Genomic DNA, 12,317 nt, shown 5'->3' on the forward strand with positions numbered 1-12,317 from the left:
GCCGCGCACACCCCGCCATGACCGAGATCCGCTTCCACGCCCACATCGACGAGCTGCCCGCAGCCGCGTGGGATGCGCTGCGGCCGGACGACAATCCCTTCGTGTCGCATGCGTGGCTCGCGGCACTCGAGCGCACCGGCTGCATCCGCGCAGACTGGGGCTGGCGGGCCCATCACCTGGGCCTGTACGACGATGGCCAGCTGGTCGCGGCCGCACCGCTGTATCTGAAGGGCAATTCGCACGGCGAGTTCGTCTTCGACTGGAGCTGGGCCAGCGCGTGGGAGCGTGCCGGCGGGAACTACTACCCCAAGCTGCTCAACGCGGTGCCCTATTCCCCGGTGCCGGGGCCGCGCCTGCTCGCGGGCATCGGGTCCGGCGCAGCGGCACGCCGGCAGGCGCTGGTGGCGGCCATGCGCGGCTTCGCCGAGCGCATGCAACTGTCTTCCGTGCACGCCAATTTCCTGCGCGAGGACGAACTGCCCGCGTTCGACGCGCAGTGGCTGGCCAGGTCGGACGTGCAGTTCCACTGGCACAACCACGGCTATGCCGATTTCGATGCGTTCCTGGCCGCGCTGAACCACAAGAAGCGCAAAAACATCCGCCAGGAGCGCGCCCATGTGGCGCGTGCCGGCCTGAACATCGAGATGCGCGGCGGCAGTACGCTTTCAGCGGCCGAATGGCGTCGCGTGCACGCGCTGTACGAATCCACCTTTGACGCCAAGGGCAACCACGCCGCCCTGACGCGTGCCTTCTTCAGCACGCTGGGCGAGACCCTGGGTGACACGGTGCAACTGGCGCCGGCGCGCGACCACGGCGAGATCATCGCCATGGCGCTGTTCCTGCAGGGCGATCACGCGCTGTACGGGCGCTACTGGGGCGCGCAGGCCGATATACCCGGCCTGCATTTCGAGCTGTGCTACTACCGCGGCATCGAGCATGCGATCGCCCATGGCCTGCGCCGCTTCGAACCGGGCGCGCAGGGCGAGCACAAGCTGGCACGCGGCTTCCTGCCGGTGCGCACGCATTCGCGGCACTTCCTGGTGGACGAAGGCTTCCGCGCTGCGGTGCGCACGGCGCTGGCGCATGAGGCCGAGGCCGTCCACGACTACACGCTGGACCTGCAGGCGCACAGCCCTTACGCCAGGCGCTAGCTTCCGCCGGCCCCGCTCCGCCGGCGGCGACGCAGCCGGTATTCGTCCCGCGCAACGTAGACGGCCGCTGCCGCCACCATCAGCGCGAGCAGATACCAGGTCACCAGGTAGGTGAGGTGATTGTTCGCAAACACGATCACCGTCTTGCCACCCTCTGGCCACGCCGGCTGCGCCTCGCTGCCTGCCGGCGGCGACGCGTCCGCGTCCACGAAATAGGGCGCCACCCCGTCCAGACCGCGCGCGCTGGCGATCGCCGCCACGTCGCGGGTGTACCAGCTGTTGCGGGCCGGCTCGTTGTGGCGAAACAGTCCCGCCGGCTCGCTCATGCGCACCAGCCCGGTGAGCGCCGTCTCGCCACTGGCTCCCGGTGCGCAGGTCCCGTGGGCGCCACACCAGTCCACCGGCGCAAAACCACGATTGACCAGCACGACGCTGCCGTCCGCCTGCTGCAACGGCGTCACCACCCAATAGCCGCTGCCGCGGTCGGTCGCCGCCCACACCAAGGTCTGCTGCTCGTGCAGGAAGCTGCCGCGCAGGCGCACGTGCAGGTACTCGTCGGCCTGCGGCGTCACTTCGCTCCAGCGGCTGCGGGCGGGCGCATCGACCGGCGGCGCGTGGACCCGCTGGTCGACCCGCGCGATCAGGTCGCGCTTCCACGCCAGTCGCTTCACCTGCCATGTCCCCAGCGCGACGAAGCCGGCGAACAGCAGCATGCCGAGGATCGCCAGCAGGGTCAGCGCCAGCATGCCGCGAGGGGCGCGCTCGCCCTCCTCCGCGTTCACCGGCGACATGGTTGCTCCCTGCTGGACCGCATCACCCGCTGCGTCACGGCACGCTGGACGTATCCGGCATCACGCCAGGCATCATGTTGTCGTTGAGGTGATACATGATCCAGATCGAGCCACTCAGGGTGATGACCACCAGCACGATGGTAAACACCAGGGCCAGCATGTTCCAGCCGCCTTCGGACTTGGTGTTCATGTGCAGGAAATAGATCATGTGCACGATGATCTGCACCGCGGCCAGGCCCAGCACCACCACGGCGGTGGTGCTCGATTTCTCCAAGCCACCGGTCATCACCAGCCAGAACGGAATGATGGTGAGGACCGACGCCAGCACGAAGCCGGTGAGGTAGCCCTTCAGGGTGGCGTGGATACCGAGGTCGTCGTGGCCATGGCCATCGTGATGGTCGTCGTGCCCGTGCTGCACATCGCCATGGGCGCTCATGGCAACACTCCCATCAGATAGACGAAGCTGAAGACGCCGACCCAGACCACGTCCAGGAAGTGCCAGAACATGGACAGGCACATCAGGCGCCGCTTGTTGGCCGTGATCAGCCCTTTCTTGCCCACCTGCACCATCAGCACGATGAGCCAGATGATGCCGCAACTCACGTGCAGCCCGTGGGTGCCGACCAGGGTGAAGAACGACGACAGGAACGCGCTGCGCTGCGGGCCGGCACCGATCGAGATCAGGTGCGCGAACTCGGTCAGTTCGAGCGTGATGAAGCCGGCGCCCAGCAGGCCGGTAATGGTCAGCCACGCCATCATCGGGGTCTGGCGATCGCGCTGCATCTCCAGCACGGCGAAGCCATAGGTGATCGACGAGAGCAGCAGCAGGGTCGTGTTGACCGCCACGGTGGGCAGTTCCAGCACCTGCGCCCCGGTCGGCCCGCCGGTGTACTCGCGGCCGAGCACGCCATACGCGGCGAACAGGCAGGCGAAGACGAGGCAGTCGCTCATCAGGTAGATCCAGAAGCCCAGCAGAGTGCCGTTCTCCGGATGCGTTTCCTCGGCGACGTGGAAGCTCGGTACTTCCGGCGCGCCACGGCCGTCCGTCATGGTGATGGATGTGTCAGACATGGGTGCCCAGCAGCTCCGATCGGGTTGCCTCGACGCGCGCCACGTCGGCGGCCGGTATGTAGTAGTCGCGGTGGTAGTTGAAGGTGTGGCCGATGGCCACCGCCAGCAGCAGGAAGAACGAAATCGCAGCCAGTGGCCACATGTACCAGATCATGGCGAAGCCGAACAGGAAACTCAGGCCGGCCATGATGATGCCGGCGCCCGTATTGGATGGCATGTGGATCGGCAGGAAGCCGCTCAGCGGGCGCTGGTAGCCCGCGTGCTTCATCTGCCACCACGCCTCGTTGGCGTGCACCCGCGGCGTGAACGCAAAGTTGTATGCCGGCGGCGGCGACGAGGTGGACCATTCCAGCGTGCGCCCGCCCCATGGATCGCCGGTGACGTCGCGCAACTGTTCCCGCCGCATGAAGCTCACGGCGAACTGGATGATCGTGCACAGGATGCCGAGCAGGATCAGGAACGCGCCGACGGCCGCGATGACGAACCACACCTGCAGTGAAGGGTCATCAAAGTGGCTCAGTCGCCGCGTCACTCCCATCAGGCCGAGCATGTACAGCGGCGTGAACGCGACCCAGAAGCCCACCAGCCAGAACCAGAACGAACACTTGCCCCAGAACGCATCGAGCTTGAAGCCGAATGCCTTGGGGAACCAGTAGTTGATGCCCGCGAACAGCCCGAACAGCACGCCACCGATGATCACGTTGTGGAAATGCGCGACCAGGAACAGGCTGTTGTGCAGCGAGAAGTCGGCCGGCGGCACCGCCAGCAGCACGCCCGTCATGCCGCCGATGACGAAGGTCACCATGAAGGCCACGGTCCACATCATCGGCACTTCGAACTCGACCCGGCCGCGATACATGGTGAACAGCCAGTTGAAGATCTTCGCGCCGGTGGGGATCGAGATGATCATGGTGGTGATGCCGAAGAACGAATTGACGCTGGCACCCGAACCCATGGTGAAGAAGTGGTGCAGCCAGACCAGGTAGGACAGCACCGTGATCACCACCGTGGCGTACACCATCGATGCGTAACCGAACAGCGGCTTGCGGCTGAAGGTCGAGGTGACCTCGGAGAAGATGCCAAAGGCCGGTAGCACCAGGATGTAGACCTCGGGATGCCCCCAGATCCAGATCAGGTTCACGTACATCATGGCGTTGCCGCCAAGCTGGGTGGTGAAGAAGTTGGTGCCGACATAGCGATCCATTGCCAGCAAGGCGAGCACCGCGGTCAGCACCGGGAACGCCGCGACGATCAGCACGTTGGTGCACAGCGCCGTCCAGGTGAAGATCGGCATCTTCATCAGCGTCATGCCCGGGGCGCGCATCTTGACGATGGTGACCAGCAGGTTGATGCCGGACAGCAAGGTCCCCACGCCGGCGATCTGCAGGGACCAGATGTAGTAGTCCACCCCGGCATCCGGGCTGGAGACGATATCGGAAAGCGGCGGGTAAGCCAGCCAGCCGGTGCGCGCGAATTCGCCGACGAACAGCGACGCCATCACCAGCACGGCGCCGGCCACCGTCATCCAGAAGCTGAAGTTGTTGAGGAACGGAAACGCCACGTCGCGCGCGCCGATCTGCAGCGGCATCACGAAATTCATCAACCCGGTCACCATCGGCATGGCGACGAAGAAGATCATGATCACGCCGTGCGCGGTGAAGATCTGGTCGTAATGCTCCGGCGGCAGGTAGCCCACCGACGGCCCGAATGCGATGGCCTGCTGGGCGCGCATCATGATGGCGTCGGAAAAGCCGCGCAGCAGCATCACGAAGCCCAGGATCATGTACATGATGCCGATCTTCTTGTGGTCGATGCTGGTGAACCATTCGCGCCAGAGGTAACCCCACAGGCGGTAATAGGTGATGGCGCCGACCAGGGCGAGCGCGCCGATCATCACCACCACGAAGGTGCCGAGCACGATCGGCAGGTGCAGGGGCAGCTCCTCCAGCGTGAGGCGTCCGAAGATCAGCTTGGTCAGGGAAAGATGGTCAGGCATCGTGAATACCGCCCGGTGTGAGTGGTCAGTCAGGCGAATCAATCGGGATGGGCCATGGGCATCGTCTGCGTGCCCTCCGCTGCCTGGCGCTCGCGCATCGCTTCGGCATTGCCCGCCGGCGCCTTCATGCGAGTCATGCACGACGGACTGTCAGGATCCAGGCAGCGGGTGAGGATGGCTCGATAGAGCCCGGGCTCCACGCTGGCGTAGTAACGCACCGGGTCGTTCTGGCTGGGCTTCGCCAGCTTCACATAGGTTTCACGGCTCAGCGCAGCGCCTTCGCCTTTCGCCTTTTGCACCCATTGGGCGAAGCCGTCGTCGCTCATGCCGTGGAAGACGAAGTGCATGCCCGAGAAACCGTCGCCGCTGTAATTGGCCGAAAAGCCCTGGTACTCCCCCGGCTGGCCGATCACCGCATGCAGCGTGGTCTCCATGCCGGGCATGGCATAGATCTGCCCGGCCAGCGCCGGGATGAAGAATGAATTCATCACCGTGGTGGCGGTGATCTTGAAGCGTATCGGCCGGTCCACCGGCGCGGCCAGCTCGTTCACGGTCGCAATGCCTTGCTCGGGGTATATGAACAACCACTTCCAGTCGAGCGCGACCACGTCCACCGTCAGGGGTTTTGCGTCGGCAGGCATGGGACGCCCGGCCGCAAGGCGATCGAGCGAGCGATACGGATCGAGCTTGTGCGTGCTGACCCAGGTCAAGGCGCCGAGTGCAATGATGATCAGCAGCGGCGCCGACCAGATCAGCAGCTCGAGCATGGTCGAATGATCCCAGTCCGGGTCGTAGGTGGCCTGCTTGTTCGAGGCGCGGTAATGCCAGGCAAACAGCAGCGTCAGCACGATCACCGGGACGATGATGATCAGCATGAGCAGGGTCGAATCGATGATCAGGTTGCGCTGCTGCTGCGCAAGGTCGCCGGAGGGCGCCATGAGCACGGTGCTGCAGCCCGACAGCAGCACAAACAGGGGTACCAGCAGTCCGCGGAAAGCCTTCATAGACATACCGACGACGCGACCAGCCAAGAGTGGTGGAAAACGGTACGCCGATCGGCGCGATACAGGAACCACTAAATTTTTCCCATAACGCGCGAGGCGTGGCGGTACCATGCAACGGCCCGCACATCCTCGCCCTTCGTGAGTAACGACGATGTCAAGCATTCCGGACCAACCTCGCCCGCCCCTGGGCACCTCCGCGGCCGACATCGGAAGGCTGCAGACCCACGCCAAGGTGGCGCCGGGCGAGATCGCCATCGGCGTCGTCATTGGCCGTACCTCCGAGCATTTCGACTTCTTCGTGTTCGGCATCGCCTGCGTGCTGGTGTTTCCCTCGGTGCTGTTCCCGTTCGCCAGCCGGCTGGACGGCATGCTCTACGCCTTCACGGTCTTTTCACTGGCGTTCATCGCGCGCCCGCTGGGCACCGCGCTGTTCATGTCGTTCCAGCGGCGCTGGAGCCGCGGCACCAAGCTCACCATCGCCCTGTTCCTGCTCGGCAGCGCCACCGCCGGCATCGCCTTCCTGCCCGGCTACAAGATCATCGGCCCCTGGGCCATTGGGCTGCTGGTGCTGTTTCGCATCCTGCAAGGCATCGCCCTGGGCGGCTCATGGGACGGACTGCCTTCCCTGCTGGCGCTCAACACCCCGCCGCAGCGCCGCGGCTGGTACGCCATGCTCGGCCAGTTGAGCGCACCGATCGGCTTCCTGGTCGCCAGCGCCCTGTTCCTCTACCTGCACAGCAATCTGTCCGAAGAGGACTTCATCGACTGGGGCTGGCGCTATCCGTTCTTCGTGGCCTTCGCCATCAACGTAGTGGCGCTGTTTGCGCGACTGCGCCTGGTGGTGACCGAGGAATACACGCGCCTGATGGAAGAGCGCGACCTGGAGCCGATCGGCATGATCGATATCCTGCGCGCACAGGGCTACAACATTTTCCTTGGCGCCTTCGCCGCGCTGGCAAGCTATGCGCTGTTCCACCTGGTATCGATCTTTCCGCTGTCGTGGATCGTGCTCAGTTCGACGCAATCGATCAACGCCGTGCTCACGGTGCAGATTGCAGGCGGCGTGGTGTGCATTCTTGGCATCGTCGCGTCGGGTTACATCGCCGACCGCATCGGTCGCCGCACCACACTGGGATCGCTGGCGGCGCTGATCGGCGTCTTCGCGCTGGTCACGCCATGGCTTCTGGACGGCAACCAGGCCGCACAGGACGCCTTCATTCTCGTGGGATTCGCCCTGCTCGGCCTGTCCTATGGCCAGGCCGCGGGCAGCGTCACTTCGAATTTCGAACCGCGCTTCCGCTATACCGGCGCGGCGCTCACCACCGACTTCGCCTGGCTGATCGGCGCGGCGTTTGCGCCACTGGTGGCGCTGGGCCTGTCCTCCCGCTTCGGACTGGCGGCGGTCAGCGGCTACCTGCTGTCCGGCGTGCTGTGCACGCTGATCGCGCTGCGGGTGAACCGCGCGCTGGCGGCACGCGACTGAACGGAGACACGGGGGAACATCGTCACAGCATTGCGCATTGAAGCGAGCGGAGCATGCAAGCCACGGCCCGCAGCGGTTAGCATCCACCTACCGGCCCGCAACGATGAATCCGCCCCGACAATGATCCGCCTGCCACTGCTCGATGCGGCCAAACCGGAGCACTTCCCCGACCCGCGCAAGGCCCTGAACGAGCCGAACGGCCTGCTGGCGTTTGGCGGCGACCTCACGCCGCGGCGGCTGCTGGCGGCATATTCGCAGGGCATCTTCCCGTGGTTCAACGAAGACGAGCCGCTGCTGTGGTGGTCGCCCGACCCGCGCTGCGCGTTCCACACCCACACGCTCCATCCCAACCGTAGCCTGCGCCGCCGCCTGGCCCGCGTGGACTGGCGCATCACCATCGACCACGCCTTCCGCGAGGTGGTGGAAGCCTGCGCCGCACCGCGGCCGGGCCAGCTCGGCACCTGGATCGTGCCGGCGATGATCGACGCCTACGTACGCCTGCATGCGCTCGGGCATGCGCACAGCGTCGAGGTATGGGAGGGCGAACAGCTGGTCGGCGGCATCTACGGCATTGCGATTGGCCGGCTGTTTTGCGGCGAATCGATGTTCAGCCGCGAAAGCGGCGGCTCACGCACGGCGCTGATGGCGCTCGGGCAATTGCTGCGCGGCTGGGACTTTCCGCTGATCGATGCGCAGGTGACCAACGCCCACCTGCTGCAACTGGGCGCGGTGGAATACCCGCGCACCCAGTTCCTGCGCATGGTGGCGCAGCTGTCCCACCTGCCCGGGCAGCCGGGCAGCTGGGCCGAATTCACGCCGCTGGTGCAACTGCCGTTTCACGCAGCCGCCGACTGACGCGCCCTGGCTGCCGGGTACGCGTCGAGGATGTTGTCGCCCTAGCCGGACTGGGCAAGGCCGGGCCTCAGTGGGCGGCGGCATCCTGCGCCAGCTGGCGACAGAATGCCGCCGTGGCTTCATCGTCGGGAAAGCAGCACTCGATGCGCAGTTCGTCCACGGTCACGTCGCGTGGCGTACCAAAGGTCGTGAAAGTGGAAAAAAAGCGCAGCTCGACGTCGCCGCGGCGGAACACCGTAGTGAGCAACGGTGATGGCGCGCTGCCGGGCTCGCGCGTGCGCCATCGTGCCGGCACGCCCGGATAGGCCAGCGCCTCGTCCAGCAGTGCGCGCGCCGTTTCGTCCGATGGCGCCCCGGCCACCTCGTTATGCAGGTGGCGCACCAGATCGCCCGCTACCTCTTCCCAGTTCACCACGGCGGCGCGCAGGCCCTGCGGATCGAAGAAGTGGCGGATCATGTTGCGATGACCGCTGCCGCCACCCAGCAGGAAGCCGGTGACGCGCATGGCCGCCGCGTTGGCCATCTGGATGTCCCAGTGGCGGTTGAGCACGAAGGCCGGATACGGCTCCTGCTGGGCGATGATGAACTCGGTGGCACGCCGCACCTGCGCCAGCGCCGGCGTCGCCAGCCCGGTCTCGGGATAGCTCGGCGCATACCCGGCGGCCAGCAGCAGCGCATTGCGCTCGCGCAACGGCATGTCCAGCGTATCGGCAAGGCGCACCACCATGTCGTGGCTGGGCTGCGACTTGCCGGTTTCCACGCAGCTCAGGTGGCGTGTCGAGACATCGGCGGCCAGGGCCAGCTCGAGCTGGCTGAGCCGACGCACGGCGCGCCATTCGCGCAGCAGTGCACCGACGCGCGGCGAGGCGATGGACGGCATGGGCGAGAGCGGATTGCGGGAAGCCATGGCGCATCTTAGACGCGGGCGCAGCGCAGCGGCCATGACCTCCGAGGTCAAGTCGCCATGACCTTGCACGTTATTGATCGGCCGCAGGTCGACGCCAAAGATGGCGGCACCTCGACCGGATGGAGATCGACATGCATCGCCGGGACTTTCTTCGCACCATGGGCGCCACCTTCGCTGCCGGCACCCTGCTGGCCGCCGCACGCGGGGTCGATGCGGCCGCGATGACCAGCGCGGGCACGACAAAGCTCGACGCGGCGGCCTATCGCCGACGCCGCCGTTACGCCCGCCTGCCCTGCGGTGACATCGCCTACCTGGACCACGGCAGCGGTCCTGCGGCACTGTTCCTGCACGGATTCCCGCTCAACAGTTTCCAGTGGCGCGGCGCCATCGAACGCCTCTCGCTGCAGCGGCGCTGCATCGCGCCCGACTGGATGGGACTTGGCTACACCCGCGTTGCAGCGGGCCAAAGCGTGGCGCCGGCGGCGCAGGCAGCCATGCTGGCGGCCCTGCTCGATGCCCTGGGCATCGATGCGGTGGATGTGGTCGCCAACGACAGCGGCGGCGCCATCGCCCAGTTGTTCGTCACCCGTTACCCGCAGCGCGTGCGTACGCTGTTGCTGACCAACTGCGACGTCGAGAACGACAGCCCACCCGCGGCCCTGCTGCCGGTCATCGAGATGTCGCGCCGGGGCGAATTCGTCGATCGCTGGCTGGCGCCGTGGCTGGCCGACAAGGCGCTGGCGCGGTCAGCGCAAGGCATCGGCGGCATGTGCTACCAGTACCCTGAGCATCCGAGCGACGAAGCGATCGACTACTACCTTGCCCCACTGTGTGCCGACGGACAGAAGCCGCTGGTGCATGCCTATGCGCTCGGCCTCGCGCCCAATCCGCTGGCCGGCATCGAAGCCGCGCTGCGGCGATGCACCGTGCCGACGCGCATCCTGTGGGGCACGGCCGATGACATCTTCAGCCAGGCGAGCCCCGACTACCTGCAACGCACGCTGGCCAACCCGCGCGGCGTGCGGCGCATTCCCGGCGCGAAGCTGTTCTTTCCGGAGGAATACCCTGACCTGATCGCCGAGGAGGCGCGACACCTGTGGGCCACGTCCTGATGCCGGCGCCGGGCAGCTAGGCGGCGGCCACCCGCACGTCGTCCAGGCCGATCGCCTTCAGTTCCTCGTAGTGTTTCAGGAACAGCGTCACCATGCGGGGGTCGAGCTGGGTCCCGGCGGCATTGCGCAGGTAGTCGATCACTTCGTGCTCGGGCCACGCCGCCTTGTACACGCGCGGAAAGCTCAGCGCGTCCCATACGTCGACCACGCTGAAGATGCGCGCTGCGAGCGGAATTTCCTCGCTGCGCAGGCCTCGCGGGTAACCGGTGCCGTCCCAGCGCTCGTGGTGCGCGTAGGGAATGTCGATGGCCGCGCGCAGGAAGGCCGTGCGCATCAGCAGGTCCCGGCCCAGTTGCGGGTGCGTGCGCATCAGCGCCGTTTCCTCGGCATCCAGCGGCCCGGGCTTGACCAGGATCGCGTCGGGCAACGCCAGCTTGCCGATGTCGTGCAACAGCGCGCCGAAGCGCACGTAGCGCAGGGCGTCGCCATCCAGGCCGGCCTTGCGCGCCAGCGCCACGGTCATGCGCATGACGCGCTCGGAATGGTCGCGGGTCTCCTTGTGGCGCAGATCCATCGCCGCCACCAGCGCGCGCAGCGACTGCTCGTTGCCGTTGAGCAGCATGTGGTTGAGGCGGTCCATGTGGCGCATGTCGCGACCGATCAGCCAGTACAGGACCAGACCGGTGCACAGCACGTACAGCGCGCCCTTGACGCTGTTGAGCGCGCTCAGCGTGTGTTCGTCATGCACCAACGCGAACAGCAGGCGATCGGAAAAGAAGATCCACAGCCATGCGAGCGCCACGTAGATGAGCACGATGCGGATTTGCGGCTTGACCGTCACTGACCCTCCTTGTCGGTTGCGCGGCGCCTGTGCCGATCGTGTCCCGGGCAACGCCGCGAGCATAGCGCGCCAACCGCTGCCGTCGATGTCGGCGCCCGGCGTATCGCGGCGCGGTCAGGCATCCTCGGGTTCGATCAACACATCGACCAGCTGGCCCACGTCGACGCCGGCAGCGGCCGCCAGCGACTCCTCGAGCAGCAACCAGAACGCACCTGCACGCTCGATCACCGCGCCCTGGAAGGTCTGGCCATTGAGGCTGCCGCGCACGCGATGGCCGTGGCCGCACTTCCACAAGGGACGCGCCGGCGTGGACCATTGGCTGACCGGATCAAACGGCAATGCCACGGCCCATTGTTTCGGACCGCTCTGCACGGTGGCACGAAACGCCACGGCGCGATGCCTGTTCATCCCCTGCTCCCCTAGCGTTCCCCTGCCATGAAGATAACGGACGCGGGCCGTCCCGTGTGAGGGTGCAGGGGCTCGTCGATGCGCAGCAGGGTCAGACCGGCCTGGCGGAACGCCTCCAGCCAGCCGCCCAGGGTGCGGAAATACCACGGGGCGGGCTCCCCGAACCCTTCGCCGCAACCGGCCCAGGAGCCGTCGCGCCAGCCGTCGCGGTAAGGCTCGTCCGGGGCCGCCAGCAGGGGGTGCAGGGTCTGCACCAGCAACACGCCGCCGGGTTCGAGCAAGTCCGGAACGGCCGCCAGCAGGCCATCCACCGACGACTGGCCCAGCAGCGAGAAATTGGCGACCACCACGTCGGCGCGCGCGGCCAGCCGGCCGGCGGCGATGTCGGCGTAGGACATCAGCCGGAACTGGCCGCCCCCGCCCGCTTGGGCGGCATCGACCAGCTCCGCCACGGCGTCCACGCCGAGGACCTCGATGCCATGGGCCGCCAGGGCCCGGGCCAGCCAGCCTTCGCCGCAGCCCAGGTCGATGACCTTGCGCGGCGCGCGGACCAGCACGGCTTGCACGATGGCGCGGTCGGTGGCGAGCCGGCGGCTCTCGATGCGCTGGTCGCGAACGGCGTGGCGCCACGCCGCCGCATTGGCCTGCCAGGCGTCGAGGATCCGTCCTTCGCTCGACGCGCCGGCCATGGCCCGGCC

13 protein-coding genes are annotated in these 12,317 nt (G+C 66.7%); 4 read left to right on the forward strand and 9 right to left on the reverse strand.

Translation table 11 applies throughout. The features are described 5' to 3' along the window. Positions 1 to 17: 17 nt before the first annotated feature. Positions 18 to 1,151 carry a GNAT family N-acetyltransferase gene (locus ACXU4B_RS04865; protein ID WP_131408276.1) on the forward strand — a complete coding sequence of 378 codons (1,134 nt, stop codon included), beginning with the start codon at positions 18 to 20 and terminating at the stop codon, positions 1,149 to 1,151. On the opposite strand, the gene ACXU4B_RS04870 is transcribed toward ACXU4B_RS04865, so the two are convergent. From ACXU4B_RS04870 to cyoA, 5 genes are read right to left on the reverse strand one after another with little or no spacing between them, the layout of a single operon-like run. Continuing rightward, a complete protein-coding gene (locus tag ACXU4B_RS04870) occupies positions 1,148 to 1,942 on the reverse strand; it encodes an SURF1 family protein (protein ID WP_131408279.1) in 795 nt (264 codons plus the stop codon). The two genes, ACXU4B_RS04865 and ACXU4B_RS04870, sit on opposite strands and share 4 nt — an antisense overlap. 34 nt (positions 1,943 to 1,976) lie before the next feature. Next, on the reverse strand, positions 1,977 to 2,378 hold the full coding sequence (gene cyoD, locus ACXU4B_RS04875) for a cytochrome o ubiquinol oxidase subunit IV (RefSeq protein WP_131408282.1): 402 nt from the start codon (positions 2,376 to 2,378) through the stop codon (positions 1,977 to 1,979). After that, entirely contained in the window at positions 2,375 to 3,013 is a 639-nt protein-coding gene (gene cyoC / locus ACXU4B_RS04880; protein WP_131408284.1) for a cytochrome o ubiquinol oxidase subunit III, read from the reverse strand. Before cyoC ends, cyoD begins: the two co-directional genes overlap by 4 nt. Further along, entirely contained in the window at positions 3,006 to 5,009 is a 2,004-nt protein-coding gene (gene cyoB, locus ACXU4B_RS04885) for a cytochrome o ubiquinol oxidase subunit I (RefSeq protein WP_131408286.1), read from the reverse strand. Before cyoB ends, cyoC begins: the two co-directional genes overlap by 8 nt. A gap of 38 nt (positions 5,010 to 5,047) precedes the next feature. After that, positions 5,048 to 6,013, reverse strand: coding sequence for a ubiquinol oxidase subunit II (gene cyoA / locus ACXU4B_RS04890; protein ID WP_131408288.1), 966 nt, complete (start codon positions 6,011 to 6,013; stop codon positions 5,048 to 5,050). Positions 6,014 to 6,164: 151 nt separating this feature from the next. On the opposite strand from cyoA, the gene ACXU4B_RS04895 reads away from it, so the two are divergent. Both ACXU4B_RS04895 and aat read left to right on the forward strand, forming a co-directional pair. Beyond that, the gene (locus tag ACXU4B_RS04895) at positions 6,165 to 7,496 is read left to right on the forward strand and encodes an MFS transporter (RefSeq protein ID WP_131408290.1); all 1,332 of its coding nucleotides are present in this window, start codon (positions 6,165 to 6,167) and stop codon (positions 7,494 to 7,496) included. A gap of 120 nt (positions 7,497 to 7,616) precedes the next feature. Next, complete coding sequence (gene aat / locus ACXU4B_RS04900; protein ID WP_131408293.1) at positions 7,617 to 8,351, forward strand: leucyl/phenylalanyl-tRNA--protein transferase; 735 nt, start codon at positions 7,617 to 7,619, stop codon at positions 8,349 to 8,351. A gap of 67 nt (positions 8,352 to 8,418) precedes the next feature. Here the strand turns inward: aat and ACXU4B_RS04905 are convergent, their stop codons facing one another. Next, the gene (locus ACXU4B_RS04905; RefSeq protein WP_131408295.1) at positions 8,419 to 9,258 is read right to left on the reverse strand and encodes a helix-turn-helix domain-containing protein; all 840 of its coding nucleotides are present in this window, start codon (positions 9,256 to 9,258) and stop codon (positions 8,419 to 8,421) included. Between the two features lie 131 nt (positions 9,259 to 9,389). Between ACXU4B_RS04905 and ACXU4B_RS04910 the strand changes: the two genes are divergently transcribed. After that, on the forward strand, positions 9,390 to 10,370 hold the full coding sequence (locus ACXU4B_RS04910) for an alpha/beta fold hydrolase (protein WP_131408297.1): 981 nt from the start codon (positions 9,390 to 9,392) through the stop codon (positions 10,368 to 10,370). A 16-nt stretch (positions 10,371 to 10,386) separates the two neighbouring features. Here ACXU4B_RS04910 and ACXU4B_RS04915 read toward each other — a convergent pair whose 3' ends face one another. From ACXU4B_RS04915 to ACXU4B_RS04925, 3 genes are all read right to left on the reverse strand, one after another. Further along, complete coding sequence (locus ACXU4B_RS04915) at positions 10,387 to 11,211, reverse strand: HD-GYP domain-containing protein (RefSeq protein WP_205746523.1); 825 nt, start codon at positions 11,209 to 11,211, stop codon at positions 10,387 to 10,389. A 114-nt stretch (positions 11,212 to 11,325) separates the two neighbouring features. Continuing rightward, positions 11,326 to 11,619, reverse strand: coding sequence for a DUF1905 domain-containing protein (locus ACXU4B_RS04920; protein ID WP_131408301.1), 294 nt, complete (start codon positions 11,617 to 11,619; stop codon positions 11,326 to 11,328). 11 nt (positions 11,620 to 11,630) lie between these two features. Beyond that, the gene (locus ACXU4B_RS04925) at positions 11,631 to 12,308 is read right to left on the reverse strand and encodes a class I SAM-dependent methyltransferase (RefSeq protein WP_131408303.1); all 678 of its coding nucleotides are present in this window, start codon (positions 12,306 to 12,308) and stop codon (positions 11,631 to 11,633) included. Positions 12,309 to 12,317 lie beyond the last annotated feature (9 nt).

The organism is Dyella soli (genome assembly GCF_054482295.1).

Bases quoted from the DNA above. Each gene is read 5' to 3' on its own strand.
- ACXU4B_RS04865 (WP_131408276.1), top strand. From the start codon at position 18: ATGACCGAGATCCGCTTCCACGCCCACATCGACGAGCTGCCCGCAGCC.
- ACXU4B_RS04870 (WP_131408279.1), bottom strand. From the start codon at position 1,942: ATGTCGCCGGTGAACGCGGAGGAGGGCGAGCGCGCCCCTCGCGGCATG.
- cyoD (WP_131408282.1), bottom strand. From the start codon at position 2,378: ATGAGCGCCCATGGCGATGTGCAGCACGGGCACGACGACCATCACGAT.
- cyoC (WP_131408284.1), bottom strand. From the start codon at position 3,013: ATGTCTGACACATCCATCACCATGACGGACGGCCGTGGCGCGCCGGAA.
- cyoB (WP_131408286.1), bottom strand. From the start codon at position 5,009: ATGCCTGACCATCTTTCCCTGACCAAGCTGATCTTCGGACGCCTCACG.
- cyoA (WP_131408288.1), bottom strand. From the start codon at position 6,013: ATGAAGGCTTTCCGCGGACTGCTGGTACCCCTGTTTGTGCTGCTGTCG.
- ACXU4B_RS04895 (WP_131408290.1), top strand. From the start codon at position 6,165: ATGTCAAGCATTCCGGACCAACCTCGCCCGCCCCTGGGCACCTCCGCG.
- aat (WP_131408293.1), top strand. From the start codon at position 7,617: ATGATCCGCCTGCCACTGCTCGATGCGGCCAAACCGGAGCACTTCCCC.
- ACXU4B_RS04905 (WP_131408295.1), bottom strand. From the start codon at position 9,258: ATGGCTTCCCGCAATCCGCTCTCGCCCATGCCGTCCATCGCCTCGCCG.
- ACXU4B_RS04910 (WP_131408297.1), top strand. From the start codon at position 9,390: ATGCATCGCCGGGACTTTCTTCGCACCATGGGCGCCACCTTCGCTGCC.
- ACXU4B_RS04920 (WP_131408301.1), bottom strand. From the start codon at position 11,619: ATGAACAGGCATCGCGCCGTGGCGTTTCGTGCCACCGTGCAGAGCGGT.
- ACXU4B_RS04925 (WP_131408303.1), bottom strand. From the start codon at position 12,308: ATGGCCGGCGCGTCGAGCGAAGGACGGATCCTCGACGCCTGGCAGGCC.